The organism is Maribacter huludaoensis, assembly GCF_029350945.1.
GTDB lineage: Bacteria > Bacteroidota > Bacteroidia > Flavobacteriales > Flavobacteriaceae > Maribacter > Maribacter huludaoensis.
This window is the reverse complement of record NZ_JARKMS010000003.1, coordinates 332,783-353,259: the sequence shown is the minus strand read 5'-3', so window position 1 is coordinate 353,259 and position 20,477 is coordinate 332,783. Positions and strand designations below refer to the sequence as shown.

General features: G+C 36.3%; 14 protein-coding genes. 1 reads left to right on the top strand and 13 read right to left on the bottom strand.

Going from position 1 to position 20,477, the window contains the following annotated elements:
* Window positions 1-68: 68 nt before the first annotated feature.
* Window positions 69-1,181: a hypothetical protein gene (locus PXC01_RS11550; protein WP_276472454.1), complete on the bottom strand. Its 1,113-nt coding sequence runs from the start codon at window positions 1,179-1,181 to the stop codon at window positions 69-71.
* Between the two features lie 348 nt (window positions 1,182-1,529).
* On the opposite strand from PXC01_RS11550, the gene PXC01_RS11545 reads away from it, so the two are divergent.
* On the top strand, window positions 1,530-2,816 hold the full coding sequence (locus PXC01_RS11545) for a putative glycoside hydrolase (protein ID WP_276472453.1): 1,287 nt from the start codon (window positions 1,530-1,532) through the stop codon (window positions 2,814-2,816).
* Window positions 2,817-2,905: 89 nt separating this feature from the next.
* Here the strand turns inward: PXC01_RS11545 and PXC01_RS11540 are convergent, their stop codons facing one another.
* The 12 genes from PXC01_RS11540 to PXC01_RS11485 all read right to left on the bottom strand — a co-directional run bounded on the left by PXC01_RS11540 (window position 2,906) and on the right by PXC01_RS11485 (window position 20,474).
* Window positions 2,906-4,933, bottom strand: a complete 2,028-nt coding sequence (locus PXC01_RS11540) for an NADPH-dependent 2,4-dienoyl-CoA reductase (RefSeq protein WP_276472452.1) — start codon at window positions 4,931-4,933, stop codon at window positions 2,906-2,908.
* A gap of 252 nt (window positions 4,934-5,185) precedes the next feature.
* Window positions 5,186-6,046 (bottom strand): outer membrane beta-barrel protein, encoded by an 861-nt coding sequence (locus PXC01_RS11535; RefSeq protein ID WP_276472451.1) that lies wholly within the window; start codon window positions 6,044-6,046, stop codon window positions 5,186-5,188.
* A gap of 346 nt (window positions 6,047-6,392) precedes the next feature.
* A complete protein-coding gene (locus PXC01_RS11530; protein WP_276472450.1) occupies window positions 6,393-7,601 on the bottom strand; it encodes a cytochrome-c peroxidase in 1,209 nt (402 codons plus the stop codon).
* Between the two features lie 149 nt (window positions 7,602-7,750).
* Window positions 7,751-9,205: a vanadium-dependent haloperoxidase gene (locus tag PXC01_RS11525; RefSeq protein WP_276472449.1), complete on the bottom strand. Its 1,455-nt coding sequence runs from the start codon at window positions 9,203-9,205 to the stop codon at window positions 7,751-7,753.
* A gap of 173 nt (window positions 9,206-9,378) precedes the next feature.
* Entirely contained in the window at window positions 9,379-11,880 is a 2,502-nt protein-coding gene (locus PXC01_RS11520; RefSeq protein WP_276472448.1) for a TonB-dependent receptor plug domain-containing protein, read from the bottom strand.
* Window positions 11,881-11,898: 18 nt separating this feature from the next.
* A complete protein-coding gene (locus PXC01_RS11515; protein WP_276472447.1) occupies window positions 11,899-12,807 on the bottom strand; it encodes a FecR family protein in 909 nt (302 codons plus the stop codon).
* Between the two features lie 37 nt (window positions 12,808-12,844).
* Window positions 12,845-13,363, bottom strand: a complete 519-nt coding sequence (locus PXC01_RS11510; protein ID WP_276472446.1) for an RNA polymerase sigma factor — start codon at window positions 13,361-13,363, stop codon at window positions 12,845-12,847.
* Window positions 13,364-13,681: 318 nt separating this feature from the next.
* Window positions 13,682-14,431 (bottom strand): SPOR domain-containing protein, encoded by a 750-nt coding sequence (locus tag PXC01_RS11505; RefSeq protein ID WP_276472445.1) that lies wholly within the window; start codon window positions 14,429-14,431, stop codon window positions 13,682-13,684.
* Window positions 14,432-14,556: 125 nt separating this feature from the next.
* Entirely contained in the window at window positions 14,557-14,931 is a 375-nt protein-coding gene (locus PXC01_RS11500) for a response regulator (protein WP_276472444.1), read from the bottom strand.
* 261 nt (window positions 14,932-15,192) lie between these two features.
* Window positions 15,193-16,533, bottom strand: a complete 1,341-nt coding sequence (locus tag PXC01_RS11495) for a DUF3526 domain-containing protein (protein WP_276472443.1) — start codon at window positions 16,531-16,533, stop codon at window positions 15,193-15,195.
* Entirely contained in the window at window positions 16,534-17,973 is a 1,440-nt protein-coding gene (locus PXC01_RS11490; protein WP_276472442.1) for an ABC transporter permease, read from the bottom strand.
* 2 nt (window positions 17,974-17,975) lie between these two features.
* Window positions 17,976-20,474, bottom strand: coding sequence for a TonB-dependent receptor (locus tag PXC01_RS11485; RefSeq protein ID WP_276472441.1), 2,499 nt, complete (start codon window positions 20,472-20,474; stop codon window positions 17,976-17,978).
* Window positions 20,475-20,477 lie beyond the last annotated feature (3 nt).

Here is a 20,477-nt window from a genome sequence, read left to right as displayed (position 1 = left end):
TCCCTTTTTATTAGCCTTATTAGAGTAAATGTAGAATTTCAGTAAACATTCATTACAGTTACAATTCACTAATTAAACGAAGGCAATTCTACCACGTAAGATTCTACAGAAATGCCATCTTCGCTACCGCTCCAATCTGAGCCAAAAAGTACTCTTGTACCAGTGGGGCTAATTACTGCATGTGGTTCTCCCCAATAATCAAATTCATCTTCATCCGCTCTATGGTGACCAATTCTGTACACATTTACATTGCCGGGCTCCACACGGGCAACTACCAGTTCTTGATCTAACAGAGATTGACCATCGCCTTCAAAGCCTATCATGGAAGCAGCTATCCAACCCGGGTTTTTATGTGCAACAGCAGAAATATGTGTACCTGTTTTTGGATAGTCATATCCTAAATCTTCAGAAATTACGGGTAGGCAATCTCCTGTATTTAAATTGAACGCCACTATATTACCCAAGCATCCGCCATTAGGACCGGCATCAAAGGTTACGGAAAAACCAGCATCTGTACCATCAACCATTCTTCCTAGACAGGAATGTTCTATTTTACTTTTGTTTAGTCTTGCTTTAAAATTACCACTTGTGTCGTATGATGATACATTGTGATAAAACAGATTACCGCTAGGCGCAGGCATTGCTGCAGTATAATTAATATCATCAATATTGAAGGATACTAATTCTTGCGTAGAAATTCGATAAGAAAACGTTTCGCTATTATCGCATCTAAATCCGATGACATCAGAATCCCAAGACATCATCTGCACATCATTGCCCATACTAATACTTCCGGTGCAGTTAGATATTTCTTTAAGGTTTACCAATACTTCTTTATTACCGGTAGACACCAAATACTTCACAAACTCATTAGTAGCGGCATCCAAATAATATAAAATATCAGGGTCATTAAAATCCCAAAACAGTTGTTCTAGATCACCGGGTCGCACATCGTCAAGATTTCGAATAAACTCATAGGTAATCCCATTCAATAATTGATGCACTCCGTTCGTTTGGTCGTATAAAATCATTCTAGTCTCATCAGCGTTCCAAGCTTGTATAGTGCTGTACATTGGTTTAATGACTCCGCCCGGTCCGGCATTAGAGATCCGTCTAATAATAGTCCCAAATGAAGGGTCTACTATAGTTTCCAAATAATTTGGTTTAGCAATGTCTTGCATAGGGTGGGGTGTAAGATCATTTGCTATTAGCTCTGTAGCCACATCTACCAAAATAGTATTTTCTTCGGTTGTAGGTTCTTGTGCTTCCTCTTCTTCAGAGGTATTCTCAATGCTCTATACTTGGGTGTCCTCACTATTTTGAACAGGTAGTATAGCCTCTTCGTTAGAGCAGCCAATTAGTGTACAACTAAGTGAAAATAACCATAGGCAAGTCATCATTTTTTGCATAGCGTAGGAATTTTGGGGTTTAATTATGTACGGATACAACTAGCATTATAGTTGTTAACACAATGATTTTCCGTAATTTGACTACGGATTCCCAGATCTACCTAATATTAAAATTGATTTATGTACAAGCTTACTATAAGATTAGTTGTGGTATCTATCCTATTTATTTGTCAAGGGTGCAGTAGTGATGAAAATGAGGCAGTAGCTGAAAACATTGATTCTTCTGAGGTGGACATTACCGAAACGGCAAACGTACTTGACGACACCTTTAACGACACTATCGTCAACCAAACTAAATTGTTTTGGTTATACCTACATCACGAAGAAATACCCGATGCCTTGATACAAACGGAAGCACCGAGACGAGATTTAATTGTAATGAATGCATGGTTTCATGATTATGTGCGGCAATTTAAATCTGTTAATCCTGATATAAAAACATTAGTCTATAAAGACCTTTCTTCTACCAGAAGTTATGCCGTAGACGATGGAACTGACAATGAATATTTACCAACAGGAGTAGGCTTTCATTATGCCGATACCCATTTTCCTGAATGGTTTTTAAAGGATGAAGATGGTTATAGATTAGAATATACGGGCTATGAAAATCATTGGCAAATGGATATTGGAAACACGGCATACCAACAACTGTGGGCAGAACAAGTGGGAAACGAGCTGGTTGCCAATGATTGGGACGGCGTATTAATGGACAATGCTATTTATAAAAGAGATACGTACCATGAAAATGTTTATCCTGCAAATTATGATACTGACGAAGCCTTTCAATCTGCTTATGAAGCTATGCTAACAGTCATTAATGCCAGACTTAAACAAGATAACAAATTAGGTATTGCCAATATAACGGATACTAGATTACACTCTGGTGTTTGGGAAAGCTATTTACAACATTTAGATGGTGCCTTAGATGAGTGGTGGCTTGTTTTCGGTAATGGAAATTACCTATCTGATTATTCAGAGGGGTTTGTTCCTCAAATTAGCGAAGTAGCTACCAATGAGGCAGAAAATAAAATAACCTTAGTACAACCGCATACTTCAATCTCTGATAATCAAGGATTCTACTATGCTTTTGCAAGTTACTGGCTGGTTAACGATGGTAACACCTATTTCTCCGAACAAGAAATTACAGATGCCTATAGTTCCCCATCACCTTGGCGAGAGGAATACAATTGGAATTTTGGGGAAGCCGTTGATAGTTATTTGCAATTAGAAAACGGACTCTTCAAAAGAGAATTTTCTCGTGCATTAGTACTGGTAAACGCCAGTGATACCGCTAACGTACAAATAGATTTGGATATACCGTATTTAAATGAAGTAGGGGAAGAGGTAAGTTCTATTGAGTTGAATTCCTTAAGCGGAACTGTTTTAAGAAAATTAGATAGTAATTAATAATTACTTAAACAGTAATCGTTAACAGCAAGCTTTTATCCCTTAATATTAATCCATCTTAAAATAAAGACTTTACAATTACCCCAGTATTAAATTTTGGCAGCTAATCTACACGCCTGGTTAATAGCTCTTTTGGCATCTAATTCTGCAGCAACATCTGCACCACCAATTACATGTACTTTTATACCTTTTTCCTGCAACGGTTCCAATAGTTCTTTAAATGGTAACTGCCCAGCACAGATTACAACAGTATCTACCGCCAGTAATTTCTGCTCATTGTTTTGGGTATAGTGCAATCCCTCATCATTTATTTTAGTGTATTGTACTTCATTGATGAACTGTACTTTTTTCATTTTTAAGGTGGATCTATGTATCCACCCCGTGGTTTTTCCGAGATTGCCTCCAAATTTACCTTTGCTACGCTTAAACATGAATATTTCCCTTGGAGATGGGTGAGGTTCCGGCTGTATATTCTCTGTGCCACTACGTGCTTCCAAAGTCTTATCAATTCCCCATTCTTTAAGCCATGCATCAATATTTAAAGCCGTGCTTTCGCCTTCATGCCCCAAGTATTCAGAAACATCAAAACCAATTCCGCCCGCACCTATGACGGCAACACGTTTACCTACGGGTTTTTTATACTTCAATACATCTATATAGCTAAGCACTTTAGGATGTTCTATACCATTGATCTTGGGAGTTCTAGGGCGTATTCCAGTAGCTACGACGACTTCATCAAAATTGCCGTTCTTAAGATCCTCTGCATTTACCCTAGTATTTAATTTAAGGTCTACCTTGTGTATTTCCAACTGTTTAGTGAAGTATCGTAAAGTTTCATAAAACTCTTCTTTACCCGGAATTTGTTTTGCAAGGTTAAATTGACCTCCTATTTCATTTTCGGAATCGAACAAGGTTACCTCATGACCGCGTTGTGCTGCTACCGTTGAGGCTGCTAAACCTGCAGGCCCGGCACCTACAACGGCTATTCTTTTCTTTTTTTCTGTTGGTGTATAGTTAAGCTCCGTTTCATGGCATGCACGCGGATTCACCAAACAACTAGCGACCTTACGTTGAAAAACATGATCTAAACAGGCTTGATTACAGCCAATACATGTATTTATTTCATCTGCCTTGTCTGCTTCTGCTTTATTTACCCATTCTGGATCTGCTAAAAATGGTCTTGCCATTGAAATCATATCCGCATGACCCTCTGCTAAAACTTGCTCGGCGGTTTCAGGCATATTTATTCTGTTAGAAGTAATTAGCGGAATAGATAACTCTTCTTTCATTTTTTTGGTTACCCAAGTAAATGCGGCTCTGGGTACAGATGTTGCAATGGTCGGTATACGGGCCTCATGCCAGCCGATTCCTGTATTAATAATGGTAGCCCCTGCTTTCTCAATTTCCTTCCCCAAGGCGACCACCTCTTGCCAAGAGCTTCCATTTTCAACCAAATCTAGCATTGATAGACGGTAAATAATAATAAAATCCTTACCAACGGCCTCACGTGTTTGCTTTACTAATTCTATAGGCAAACGCATTCTATTTTCATAGCTGCCACCATAATTATCTGTGCGCTTATTTGTTCTTTCAACAATGAATTGATTGATTAAATAGCCTTCTGAACCCATGATTTCCACACCATCATAACCTGCTTGTTTTGAAAGTTTTGCAGATGTCACAAAATCGCGAATGGTGCGGTTGATTCCGGATTTTTTGAGCTTAAAAGGTTTAAAGGGAGAGATAGGCGATTTTATTGCAGACGGTGCTACCGCAAATGGGTGATACCCGTACCTACCGGCGTGTAGTATTTGCAAACAAATTTTTCCACCCTCTTTATGTACGGCGTCAGTAATGACCTTGTGATGTTTTGCATGTTTTTCAGAACTCATTCGTGCAGAAAAAGGACCTGTCCAACCTTGAATGTTTGGAGAAATACCACCGGTTACAATTAACCCAACTCCGCCTTTAGCACGTTCAGCATAATATGCGGCAATTTTTTCTATACCATTCTTTTCTTCTTCTAGTCCGGTATGCATTGAACCCATAAGAATTCTGTTCTTTAGGGTCGTAAATCCTAAATCCAAAGGTTCAAAAATATGTTTGTACTTGGTCATCTTCTTTATTGTTTACTTTATTTACTATGCATGCATAATAATTGAATATACGTTTTTAAAATTGAACATGTTAATAGTTACTATTTTTTTTGAATAACAAACTTGACATGATATACAATCAAATATTAAAAAGCATTAGTAAAATATCTTTTTTAAGATCAATAAAACGGCTTACACTTAAAATAAAAAGAAATTAAAAACCCCTATTAAAACGTATTTTAATAGGGGTTAGCGTTCTGCAGAGTTTTAAGATTATTCCTTATTCGCTTTTGCAAATTTATAAGTAATCCCAATATTTAGACCAAAAGAAGAATAAGGTACTTTTTGAGATAGTTCTTGAGTAGTATCCGTATTTGTATTGGATAACTCATCTACATATATAGTATTCCTATTTATCCCCTCCGGCAAATTGTCTATGCTATAAAAACCATTAACCGCTACAGTACCATCAGGTAATTTTACATCGGTATTGAATTCAGAAATTTCAGAGTCTTTACGCTTTAGACTAATACCGTAATATTCAACCTCGGCAAAAACACTAAAATTAGAATCTAGATCATATTTATACCCAAGCGCACCCACAAAACCCAATGGAAAATGACCATGGAAATCTTCTTTGTAGTTTGTTTCGGAATAAGAACCGTTAGGTACACCTAAAGCTTCAGCTTCTTGCTCTGAAAAAACTGATTTTTGATAGATAACGCCTTCAGTTTTTCCGCCTAATTTTATCAATGCACCAAAACGGCCATATATATTATTCGTGAATTTATAAACTACAGAGGCAGAGGCTCCAAAAGCACGTGCTCTTGCTACCGCATTAACTTCCGTATTTGGCAAATTAACGATTGATACATCCTGGTCCGTACCATGCAAATACCCAAGACCAAGGTCAAAACCAAAAGAGTCATCAAAGAAATAAGTTCCTCTAATTTGAAAATTTGTTCCTTCACCATAACTACCATATGAGTTTTCTGTTGAAGATGCGTTAATACGTTCTCCTAATTTCATAGTGGCGCTACCAATTGCATAGCCAGAACTTGCGGATACCTGCCATTGCCCGTAAGTAACCGAACTTAATAAAATTGCTGTACAAACAGCGATCAAGTGTTTCATAATTAAATAATTATAAGTTGAAAATTAAATAAAACTAATTTTTTAAAAGGCAAAATACAAACACGCAACAATCTCATATACAATGTTTTAACATGTAAAACTTAAACGTATCACTCAGAATTTTAATTGTACCTTTCAAATTAGTTTATCAAAGTTACTTTATTAGAAAAAGTTCTTACGTGCGTGCTTTTTATTTAACACTCTAATTAAAATTTACATTTTATTTATGCCTGTTTTTTACCAAATGCGCAATACGGTATTTTTAATTCTCTATTATTAATAATTTATTAAGAAATAACACTCATGCTATAATTTTGAAGCCATAGTTAATTACTTTTTTGTCTGTTTACTCTAAGAACGGATTCGCATATTTTTCATCGTTGACAAACTCATTATCCGTTAATGTATTTAAAAAATCTACCAAGGCCTGTTTGTCGGTATCAGATAAATTTAATCTCCTTACGTTGTTACCTTGGGTCAATCTATTATCTAAATTAGGATTGTCTTGAACGCCACTGTTGTAATGCTCAATTACCTCCGCCAAGGTTTCAAATCTGCCATCATGCATATACGGAGCGGTTAAGGCTATGTTTCGTAAAGATGGAACTTTAAATTCCCCCAATTCATTGTTATTACCCGTTAAACCGCCAACGCCTAAATCCGTGATAGTGGCATCTAATCCATTATTTCTTGCATCGTCACCTACAAATACGTTGGTAGCATGGCAATCAAAACACCTTGTCTGGTTGCTCATAAACAATTGCTTCCCTCTATTTTCAGATATTGTAAAATTTGGAAAGTTATCCTCTATATCCTGTGCTTGGGCCAAGCCTTCATCAAATTTAGATTCATATGAAACCATTGATCGTATAAACTGTGATAGGGCCAAAGCTACTCTGTTTCTTGTAATATTCTCATCGCCAAAAGCATTCGTAAATAAAGCCGCGTAATATGTTTGTTCTGCCAATTTAGCTTCTAATTCTGCCAATGTGAGCCCCATTTCCACTAAATCCTGAATAGGCACCAAGGTTTGGTCCTCTAAGGTCTCCGCTCTTTCATCCCAAAAAAACCTACCGTTTTCATAAAATCTGGCATTGGCCAGCCCCATAGAATTTCTTGAAGTTAATTCTCCATTAAACCCGGTACTCAATGCATTTGGGTCAGAAAATCCGTGTTGTTGAATATGGCAAGATGCGCAAGAAACGGTATTGTTCAACGACAGATTTTTATCATAAAATAATACCCTGCCCAAAGTTGCCCCGTTATCTGTAATTTCATTATTGTTAGGAGTGTTATCCTCATTTCTAACATCATTGTTCAAAAAGAATTCTGGCAAAAGGATATTGGCATAATTGAACGGAGAGTCCGGTAAGGTCAAAATTGACGAATCATTGGCAAGGTCATCAGCAATTTCATCATTATCATTAACGACCGTATCATCATTCTCATCATTGACCAGTAATTGTTCTTCTTCTGTTATATCTATATACTCATCTTTACTACACGAACATAAAGCAATTACCATAATGCAAAAAGTGACAAAATTCTTTTTCATATTATATTGATTTTAAAAATTGATAAAAAAATAGAAAGTAACTTTTTGTCTTATAGGCCAGTTAATTAAGGGGAGAGTAGAGATAGGATTATGATATTGCAAAAGCTTCGCCATTACTGGCGAAACTTCTACAAACCAAAGGTTAAGCACTAGAAATTGGGGGATAGGTTAAAGTTATTTACCGCAGTAGAAATTTCATATCCCAAACGTAGACCTTCATCACTATCTGCTTGTACGTGTACACCTAAGGGTATTCTTGAATATCCATTTTCCAGTGCCATTTCGGTAAAAGAATTGAACCTTCTAGGTGCACCATTAAATTCTGATCTACCGGCATGGGTTCTATCGGTGAAATTAATTGCATCACCACCAAATATGTCCATAAATACTCCGGATGCCGCTGCTGCAAAAGTTGCATGACCTGATGGATACGCTGGGAAAGCTGGATTTGGAGACGAAATAAACCGTGCTAGATTCGTTTGAAAATCGTCATTTATATATTCTAAAATAAACCTACTTGGACGCTCTGTATTGTATGTATATTTATCATCCCAGGCAGATACTGCCGCATCGTTCATGGCAAATCCTAATTTTAACAATAACTCTAGCGTTTGCCCGTAGTTTAAATCTTCTTGTTCTATAAGCTGATTGGCTATGGAGAATTGTCTTCCTGGTGGGCTCATCATCAATCCCTCAACATCATCTGACCAAAATTCTGAAATCCATAAGTCTTCATTATCTTCCAATCTGGCCGCAGTTGCCGTACGTTCTACCTCATCCATTTCATTATAATAGCCACTATTGCTATTTGCATTATGTGCAAATGGTGGTGGCGTACTTGAAGTCTGTTGCGGTGAAATCACGAAAGTCCTCACCCTGTTCCAGTAAGGAAACCAAGCGCTTTCTCCTTCAGATGCCTCCCAAAGACCTTCGCCCACTAGTGCAACATAAGAACCGGGGTTTGGATCTAATTGTTGGGTCTCTGCTTCATTATCCGTTTGGCTATAGGCAATGACCATTTCTGCCACCAATGCTCCCCATTCCTCAGAATCTTCTATTTCTTCTTGAGATAAATTTTCATATAGTTCTTGTGCTATCTCATTTTCCAAGGTGGCAATACCGGCTTTTGCGTTGTTGGATACACTAAACATAAAATGATCGAATACCAGTGCATAACAAGTGTTCAACGCCAAATTTCTATCCACATTATCGGATCTATCATCTTGATCTAGATCAAAACCTTGTAATTGATTCCTGGTTGACCCATAACCTTCCATATCCGAAACCGCTGTTTCATATCCGGCCAAGTGAATATATGCCAAAGCTCTTGCGGTAGTATTAGGTCTTAAACCGTTAGTGTAACGGTCTAATACTAACCACAAGTCGTTCCATTGGGTTATAAGCTGCACTGTCTCCTCCGAAGGGTTTAAACCGTTATTTCTATTGTTTTGTCTTCTAGCAGTCAAGGAATCTTGTGCTACGGTTTCAACATCATCCGTACCTGTCTCACCAATTTCTAAAACGTCCAATTCATCTTTTGCACAAGATTGCACCAAAACCACTGTAAGGATTATAATTATCCATCTTAATCTATTATTACGCATAACATTTTTTTGTATTAAGGTTAATGTTTATTTCAGGCTATTTTTTTTGCCTTTTCCTTAATACGTTTAGCTTATGATTTTACCCAACCCTTATTTTAAAAATAAATGAAATTAATTTTTGGTTCGTGGAAAAAATGGTAGTATAAATTGAAATTCCAATATTAATTAAGGACTTAAAACTGTACACTTAATTGAAGGTTAGGGGCAAAGGCTATGGTTTTACGGTATGGGTCATTGATCGGTGGTTCGTTCTGAAAAATATTGACAATATTATCCTGATCGTACAGATTAACGAATGAAAGGCCTACAATACCTTTCCAACTTTTCTTGGCATTCGTAAATGCGTAAGTAGCAGATACATCTAATTGATGCATATGGGGAAACCTGTTGGTGTATTCAATATCTAAATCGTTCTGAGAAGAACCTTCATTTGTTTCAAAATCCGGAACAACTACGGGCATACCGGAAAAGTAACCCCAAGTGACAGCCAAGTTTATAGGGTCTAAATGCCATAACCCTGTTACGTGTAAAATATGGCGCTGATCAAAATAAATAGGTAAGGTTTGTCCAAAGTCGGTATTTACTTCGCTTAGTGAATAACTAAAGAGTGCTTCAAAATTATTCCAACGTTTTTTTACAAAAAGATCGCCCCCTTTACTTTTTAGCTTACCTTTTTCTAGCTTATCCGTATTGGTCTGTAACGTTACATTATTGGTATTCCTAATATAGAGTTCTAAATCTACCAACCAGCCAGATTTGTTGTACAAAGCTCCAAGCATAGTTTGGTAACCCTCCAATACAGCTGTGGTTTGATCAGGTAAAAACCAAAATTGTGTCTGATTATTAAAGTCATCAAAATCATCCCTTAATTTTTTTTGAATGAATTGATGTGATCTACCTGCCGAAGTTTTTATGTATAATGCATCACTTGTTCTTACATTCATTGAAATTCTAGGGTCTGCATAGAATCTTTTATTAGGTTCGTAATAATCTGTGTGCATCCCAAAATTGGCAGTTATTTTATCGCTCCAATTTTTGTTGACCGATACATACATGCTATGCGTTAATGCATCTTGATTTCTACGATTGTCTACGCTATTCCCATCATTTCTTTCATCAAACCTTAAACTATAATCCGTTAATGCATATCCGGTTTCCAACGCAGTATTTTCATTTAGCTGCAATTGAACATCGCTAATGAACCTGGTATCATCAATGGTATTGGAGTATTTTTCAAAACTTGAACGCTCTGAAGCAGAAAAACCTTCACTTTTATTATCTATAAATACTGATGATTTGCTAAACCTTGCCTGCGCTTTAAGCTTCTCTGAGAATGTACCTTCCCACTTTACGGTCATACCCCAGTTATTTAAAGACAAATCCCTAAAATCTTTATTATCCTTATCATCAGCATCTTCTAGAGTTGCCGACAATAGGTTTTGAATACTGATATAACTAATGGTTGCCTTATGGTTTTCATTAATATCATATACGAGTTTTGAATTGATATCATAAAATCCCACTTTAAAAAATTCACTATTGACATTATCGGCAACATCCTCTAAACGACTGCCCTGAAAATTAAGATTAGAAAAGGCGGTTAATTTTGGGGAATTAATACTGGGATAATTAGATCTTGCGGCAACATATAAAGCCAATTTATCCTTTGCCAAAGGTATTTGAACAGTTGCCCCTGCATAGACGGTATTTGCCTGAACTTCATATAGGGTGGAGTCTGGTACGGTATTATTTGTGGTCATATGTATGAGTCCGCCAACACGACCTCCCCATTTTGCAGCCAAGATATTTCTCTGTATTTCAATTTTACTAACCGTAGTAGGATTAAAGGGTGCTATGGCTCCATAAAAATGACCATTGTGGTAAATAGGTATATCGTCAATTTCAATTAAGGATTGGTCAAAAGTATTTCCTCTTAAATTTAAACTACCTGGCTTACCGCTTGGCGTATGTACACCAGGAATATTCTTTACTACATTAAAAACATCGCCATCAGTTTCACCCGCCAGCAAACCCAAAGCCTTCATATCAATTTGAAAAGTGTTATCACTAATTTTAGCGTTAACACCCTTTGTCAAGTAATCGGTAATTTGAACTTCATTTAAATGAATTATTTCATGCGCTAGGCGTAGAGGTGTTTTTAACGCCAACAGTTCTGACGCTGTTAAATGCACAGTATTATAAAATGCGGAACGGATGTGGACAGAATCTAGAGGGAACAGATTCTTAATCGTAAAATTGGATTTTACGGGATACAAAAACCGCTCTTTGCCATTGTTCACCTTTACCGTAATATCACCAAGCAATTCAGAGGTTGCAACATCTTCAACGGTAAATGACACATCCTTTCTTACAGGAACGATGAGATATGAATTTATACCATTCCCTGTAAAGGTTATGGGAGCTACTTCTTGTATCGCATTTAAACAGTCAGTTAAATTAACACAGTCAAAATTTGACGGTAACAGTACCTGTTCCAAAAGCGTGTAGTTATAGATGAAATCTACCGAATAAGTATTTTTTAAATGCTCTAGGTGATCAACCAGTTTGATTTTAGATGGAATTTGGGCATGAACAGCATTATGACAAAATAAACCAATGACAACAAGAACAAGACACTGTAAAACTGCTTTCCGGTTCTTATTGTTTACTATCATATTATGTTTTTACGTATACTATTCAAATATAACGGTATTGCCATCTTGAAGACTATATGGAATTTCCATTGTAGTAAAAATAACGCTTAATGAGTTTGCTAAGTCATTATGTGCAACCGTACCCGTAAACTGTAGTGATTTATACTCTTCAGGTAAATTAACTTCTACATTGTAATATCTTTTTATATCGGTAATTACAGAACTAAGGGGAGTTTTATCATAGGTACTTACACCGTTCAACCATTCAGGACCAGAAGATTTATGTGTTGCCTTTTGAAGTTTTCCACCAGTAAGCATTACACTTTGACCCTTGGTAATTATTTCTGAACTGCCTAGATGTGTTACTTCTATTTTACCTTCATAGCAAAATACCGTAAAATCATTGTTCTGTGTGCGTATATTAAATTGCGTGCCCAAAACCGTTACTTGCGCCGTATTGGTTTTTACTACAAAAGGAGCACCACTGGTAACATTGAAAAAAGCTTGGCCAGAAAGGGTAAGCATCCTGCTATTTTCCCAATCATTTTTATTATAGGCTATGCTTGACGCAGCATCTAGTTCTACCAAAGAGCCTGTTGGCAATTCTATCGTTTTTTTCTCCGCTATATCGGTAACAACGGTCGTGGCGCTATTTGCCATAAAATACCAGACTAAACCACAGGAAAGTAATAGCGCTATACTTGCTGCTATACGCAACCAATTTTTGTTGTTATTTTTTATAGGAACAACTGTCTTGTTCGCTTCTTTTAACCTGGTCAAACCCCTATCCACATCAAATGGTTTTACCTTCCAAGTATCAATTTCATCTATTACGGTCTTTAGCGCATCCAGTTCGCCCGAACCTTTCAATTGTTCTTTCTCCTCGTTACTTAAACGATTATCCATCCAACGGGCAATTAAGTTATTATCTTCTAAATGCTTGCTCATATTACCAATACGTTTTTAAAGCTATTTAACCAACCGCCTAAATAGAAAAATCTTTAATTTCCGCAATGCTGTTCAATTTTATCAAGGCCTTTGAAATACGTTTTTCAATAGCGGTCTCACTAACTTCTAATCTAACCGCTATTTCTTTGTACGTAAGTTTATCTATTCTATTCATTAAAAAAGCTTCGCGTTGCTTTTCTGGTAAAGCTGATATTACGGACTCCAATTTTATTTGAAACTCTTTAGTCCTTAGTGTAAAATAAGGGTCTTCATTATCATGCGCTTGCACCAATCCTTTTTCAAATTTTAAGGCCACCTTATTGGTACGTAAAGTGTCTATCATTAAGTTACGGGATATTTTGTATAAAAAACCGGTAACTTTCTCATAAACTACCGTACTGCACTTAGACCATAATTTTACAAATGAATCATGAACAATATCTTCTGCCCTTTGCATATTCCCAAACTTATAATACAGGTAATTGCGCAAATCTTTGGCATGGGTTTTATAAATCTCGTTGTAAACGCTTTCTTCGCAAACCGATGGTTTTCCCATTCTTTGTTATTATAAACTAAAAGACCACTTGTATCTTAAATTATACTAATATCATGAATTATTATTAAAAAATTCCTTGAACACAGGCCTAACACCTTTAAAAACAAAATAATAAATGAAACGAACAAGCAATTTTCAGTTGTTACAGGTAGCAATGTACTAAGCAATACGGTCTTTAGAAAAACCAATTTGTTTACACTAATCTCAATTTTAAAAAAAATTAAATTGTGAAGTATTAAAACGCGCAGATGAAGAATGCAAACTATGCAACCTTATTCATTTTGAAATAGTTACTTATTACTGAACATGCTTAAAGCACTACCGCTTTTTAACATAAGAATCTATACCGAAAGCTTTATTTAATTCTGAAATTAGTTCCTTCTTTTTCGATTCATTAGCACAATCAACCGGTACACTTACATAGGTTAATCCTTTTGGGTAAGAACCTTGTGTATGTGTATACCCTAAGTCTTTTAATCTTTTGACAATAGCAGATATATTATTTTCATCTTTAAAAACCCCCACCATTGCCATACATTCAAACTTGGTTTCTGGACTAGAAACCATAGCCTTATCAGATATTTTTGTTGGCACTTCTTTTTTTGAAATAACCGTCTCTTCTATCACCGTAGACCCATTATTTTCCACAACAGAATCCAACATTATTTCTTGAGACTCTGATGTTGCTAGACTTGGCTGTTTTTTAAAGGTTTCTTTCTCAATAATAGCATCTAACTTATCGTTTTCAAAATCGGCTTCAGTAATTGTCGTATCGGAAATAACGACTGCCATTATTTTGTTAGGGTCTATAGCATCTTTTGCAGGTATTGTTACCGGTACATAAATATCTGAACTAGAATATACATATGTTCGTTCTTTAGCATGATAAGAAGTAGGTAAAGGTGATTCTTCAGTGGTTTCCAATTCAATAGTAGAATCTGCAATTTTATCTTCTTTGGTAAATATATACAGGTAAATAAAAATAGAGAATAAAGCTATTACGATAATCGCAATTGCAAAATCCCATCTGCCTTCTTTACTACTAAAAATATCTTTTTCGGGGGTCATGGTTATGTATACGTTTTAAAATATAATTATCTACCTAAAAAAGTAAATATAACCAATCTAAATATTATGTCTATAATTAAGAAATGATTGTCATCTATAATATGTAGAGATAATCAATGAATTAACTACCCAACCTTTTTACCATACATGTGATAATAAACAGAATCTATAGAATGATGTATGTCTGTCTTAGAAAAGGGTTTGGTTATAAAATCTATGCAGCCTAATTCTCTTGCAACTTCTTCAAATTCTTGTTTTGTAGAGGTTGAAATAAAAGGTAACCGATAACTGAACATTTCTAAAAATGAGAGCCCGTTCATGCCAGGCATTTCTATGTCTGAAATAACAAACTGAGGCTTGTTGATCTGTATATGCACCCAAGCGTCATAAGAATCTTCAAAGGTCGTAACCTTACCGACCATTGGGTGGGTTTTAGCGAGCTTTTCTGCCAATGACAACCAAAGAGGTGAATCATCAACAATTACTAATTCGAGTTTCATTAATTTGAGTTTGAGGTTTGAAAGACGAAAAGTACCCCATTGACTTAGAATGAAAAATTAATTCTGTTTAAAGGCGTAAAAGTATCTTTATATGTAATTATTACACCTAAAATGCCGCTTATTTAGTGTCATTACAATGTAATAGCTTCTAAACATAAAACATTACCTTGTACATAAAATAAAAATATTATGTGTAAAATATCTAATGACAAAGCTTTATGTTATAAAAAAAGCCAGAATTTCTTCCAGCCTTTTTGCTCTTTATAATCTTCTTAAGTTTATACTTGTTAAGACCCCAATAATTATTGACGTTAATAAATAGGGCAGTAGAAGCTTTAGCCAGCTAAAGCCATAATCTAATTCGTAAAATTTAGCTTTGTAATTTTGCCAATCTACTCCATCTGCAGATTTATGATCAAATATCTTGGTATAAAAACCTTCACGTAAATTTTTATGAAAATTGGTCAGCGCCTCTAAAAACGACAAATGGCTCACCATATCCGTACCTGCAAGTTTATTAAAGCTTAACTGTGCATGCATGGTAGGCACCAATAGCGCAATTTGTTCACTTACCTTATTTCTAAGCATTATCTTATCCGTCATTTCTTGGCTAGTTTCCTTGGCTGCCATATCTCCCATATGTTGCATGCCGTAATACCAGATCCAACTAAATTCATCTTCAGGAACTTCATATTTTATAAATTGTGGATATGAGCCTATAAAACCGTTCATGGTAATATCTTTTTTCATATCCCATTTCTCATGATACCCATCTCTTTGCTCTACCATGGCATCTAACGCTTCTGGTACTTGATAGGTGTTTATCACATAATTGTTCACTAAGGCAGGAAATAAAATAGTTAATACCACCCAGATCGAAATTAGCGCCAAAGCATTAAAACTGGAATTCTTTAAAAAAGTAACCATCCAAAAACACAATGCACTCCAAAACAAAATATACAATACACTTAGAAGAAAAATTGCCCAAAAATTGGCATTCATCGGAATTTGTAAAATAGTACTTGCCAGAATCATTAAGAATATCAGCACAGCAAATACAAACACTATTCTAACCAGAAGTTTTTTAAATAAAAATTGTGCTTTCCCCGATGTTTGTGCCGCCAATATGCGCCATGTACCCAATTCCTTTTCTTCTGAGTATAAATTAAAGGTCATGGCTATCAATATCAAAGGAAAGAGATATATAATAACAAAACCTAGGTCTAAATTGCCAGAAATGAGCAATGAAGGATTCTCAAAATCGGTATCGTATTTTTGCCCCTCTAAAGCGCGAATGGTTACCGCTTGTAACAACGGATTGACATCACTCTGCCCAATGGAAATAGCACTAATATTTTCGGGTTTCTTAATTAAGGTAAACCTCAAATAATACAAAAGCAGCCCTAAGTCCTCACTATGATACTGAATGTTCTTTTTAATGCTTTCTTCCTGAAAAACTTGAGCGGCGGCAATGGTTTTTTCTTGTTTAACTAAATATTGCTTCCCAATTAAAATACCTATAACACCAACGGTCAACAATAAAGCCAGGCTAACCATAAATATTCTTGTCCTAAAAAATGATTTAAATAATAATCTATACATCTATATGGCTTTTAGGTTTGTTGACAATCTTAACAATGCAAAAACGGATAATACTCCCCATAACATTAAAGCTAGCAATGAAATGACTTCATTTTTAAATACATCCGCAATGCTTAAGAAATGATATTCAAAGGGCGGAAATTCTTTCCAATAATTACTTGAAATGGTATTAGGACCGGCTTTTCCCTTGTTCGGAATTAAATCCATTTGCAGCTGATTCATTTCTTGGGCGAGGGTAAAACGATATGTTTCCGCTTTGTCCTTAAAGTGTAGAAAAGATTGAAAATCGGTTCCTGAGAATGCCATAGACAAATTCTTGATCGCGGTATATGGATTGATGAATGCAGACATACGTTCTACATTATTCTGCTTATTATACACTTTGTACAAATTTTCTTGATGCTTTAAATACACTTTAGTGCTCATAGCTTCTCCTTTAGACATCACAAAACCACCATAATTAAAAGGAAGGTCTTCAACCTTTTCTACGTTATGTACACGTAATACAGAATCTTTCAATGCTTTAAAGTGTGGGTCATTAGGATCATGACTATCTCCTATCTGGGCCAGATCATGTTCCACCGCAGTTTCCATTTCAATTTTAGAAGGGGTAGGGTATAGGTAAAAACCAACTGCCTGTAATGATTTTGGAACAATAACTACGAACAATAACCAAATACCCAACAATTTTACCAAGGCACCTTTTGCCGATGCACTAAAGGCTGAAATCAAAATAGTAATGGCACTTAAAATTCCAAAGAACATTAAATAAGCACATAGTAGTACCAGATATCTAAATATGCTATCTGAGTGCATGGTATCATGAGATTCCACTAGTACAAACAACAACAGTACCAAAAATATAGCGCCCAGAAACAACAAGGAAAGACTCCACAAACCAAGCCATTTTCCGAAAACTATTTCTTTACGTGTTATACCTTGACCTATCAAAAGTTTCAATGTTCCGTTTTCCCGTTCCCTTGCTATGGTGGCAAATCCTAAATAGAAAATTAATAAAGGGACTATTACTTTTAACAGCATAGCCATACTCACTTCCCCAAAACGCAACAACCCGGTAGACATACTAGCTTCTGAAAAGTTTACGGTATTCTGTTTATGCGCCTCTAGAAAAACGGCGTTACCTACAAAGTTTTCCATACCTAGATCAAAAACACTTAACACATGTTTTAACCGCAAAGCGAACGACCCGTAATGGGCCATTCTATGCGGGTGTTTATCTGGATTATTTTCCCAACTTTCTTGGACTTCCTCTTGAATTTCATCTCTCGTAAAATTCTGGTCATGATAATTCTCCCACCCGGTATAAGCAGAAAAAAGCAACAAGAACAGCATTAGCGTTGATGCTACTAACATGACCTTAGACCTAAAGGCATCTTGCCATAGTTGCCGGGCCAATAATACAATTACATTCTTTCGCATACTTAAAATTTATAAGTGGCGTTCAATAATATATTTCTTGGTGCACCAGGTCCTAATCTTGAGGGGTTTAGCCCACCCAACCAATAGGTTTCATCAAATAAATTATTGATTTTTAGCGTTAATTGCATACTTGTGTTGTTAGGCTTGTAATATACCGCTGCATCAAATACGGTATAAGATGGTAACAGCAATCTATCCGTGTCGTATGTTGGATTATACCATGTAAAGCGCTCATCCATAAATTGGGCGCCCAAGCCAACTCCAATACCTTTTAAAGTGTTGTTCGTAAAATCATATCTACCCCAAATAGTTGCATTATGCTTAGGGGCCCCACCAATTGGCTCGCCAATAAATTCCTCTATGGCATCTTCTACAATCTCGGCATCTGCATACCCATAAGAAGCGGTAAGTTGAAAATTTGATGCTATATAACCGGATACATCCATTTCAAACCCTCTACTTCTTTGCTCACCTCTAGTCGTCAGATTGTCCAAATCATAGGTATCCCCTAATAAAATGTTCTTTTGGGTAATATTGAATATGGCTAGGTTGGCAAATATTTTTCCGTTCAAGAACTCTCCTTTAGCCCCAAATTCCGTTAAACTACTTTCCAGTGGGTCAAATCTGCTTGGTGAAGTGGACCAAAAGAAACCTTCAGCAGTTGGTGATAACGATACGGTGTTTGTATGCGGTTGAAAACCTTCTAAATAGGTAGCATATGCACTTACGGTATTAGAAACTTCATAGGTTAGACCAAACCTAGGTACAATGGCGTCATTTGTAAACTCTTGCTCATCACCTTCATAATCAAAAATATCAGTAAACCGTTCATATCTTAAATTCACTAAAGCTGAAAATTTGCCGACTTTAAACTGATTTTGAATATAGAAACCATTTGAAGTATTCAAGTTTGCAGGAATACTTAATTCTGCCAAATTATAAGCATTTGTATTTCTAGCACCGTTAAAGGGGTCTGCAAAGTTAAAATGAGGCACAGCAGGTACAGGCATGGTTACACCATCTACCACCATTTGCTGATAATTACCAGGATTAGCAGGGTCGTAGTTTGCTTGACCGCCATCAACCGTTAAATACCTTCTGGCTCTTAAGAATCCTGCTCCAATCTTTCTTTCCCAACGTGTACCATCGTAACCAACCAATATTTTATTGGTAATCCTATCTGTTTTAATGTCATACGTAAAATAGGTGCTAAAATTATCGGTCTCCCAGTATTGCTGTCTTTCATCATATCGCATTCTTGCTAGGGTAGGAATAACATTTCCATCAATATCTACGGCAGTTCCATCCACTCTATGCTCAGCTAGATCCTCATCCCAAGTTTGCTTCATAAACTGCGCATTGAAACCTAAATTGTCAGATAACTTTTTACTGAAGTTCGCCATGAATATGAACTCTTTGTTCTTGTAGTGATCGGTAGATGCACCCACGTTCATTGTAATTGGCGTACTATTGATATCATAATTACCATTGATAGCCCCAAAGATCGGCTGCCCTCTGTCTAAATTACCTACCGCATCACTATAGATCATTTCAACATTCAACGAAGTTGTTTCGTTCGGTATATAACTTAAAGAAGGCGAGAGCAAAATGGCATTGTTGTTTACCACATCTCTAAACGAATCTGCTTCTTGAATTGCGGCATTAAAACGATATAGAAGGGTTTTAGATTCGTTCAACGGACCTGTAAAATCTGCCGTGGCTCTTAACGTTCCAAAGCTACCTGTTGTCAAAGAAACCTCACTACGCTTTTCTGTCAATGGTTTTTTGGTTACCATGTTTACGGTACCCCCTGGATCTGCGCTAGAAAAAGTAACCGAAGACGGACCTTTTATAACTTCAACACGTTCTAAGTGAGAAGTAATAGGCTGTAGAAAGTAATATTGACGGGTACGCATACCGTTCAATACCTGCCCATCATCTGCCTGCGTAATCCCTCGAATATTATAATGATTGTACAAGCCCGTAACCGATACGTTACTAACCGTTTTTACGGCATCTGGAACTTGAAAAGCTAATCGGTCCGCAATTAACTCTTTGGTAACCGAAGTTATGGCTTGTGGCAATTCTTTATTGGCAATGGCTACTTTTGTTGCCGAAAAAGAATAATCACTATTGTAATCCGTTCTTGCTCTACCTATGACTTCAACGGACTGTAATTGCTCTATATTTTCTTGAAGGTTAATTGTGCCCAAATCATAATCGGTCATTTGATTGAATGATTTTTGAAAGCTAAGGGTTTTCATACCTATGTAGCTTACCGTAATTTGATAATTACCGGTTGTAGAAAGCTCAAAACTAAAATTACCATCTTCTGCGGTAACCGTTCCTCCTTTTTTGGTCGTGTTTTCAAGTACATATGAAATGGTAGCACCAAAAATAGGTGATGCGTTATTATCGGTAATTTTTCCGTTAATGTTCATTTGAGCCAATGCAGCATGGCACATAAGCATTAGTAGGATGGTTGTTATATAGTGTCTCATTAT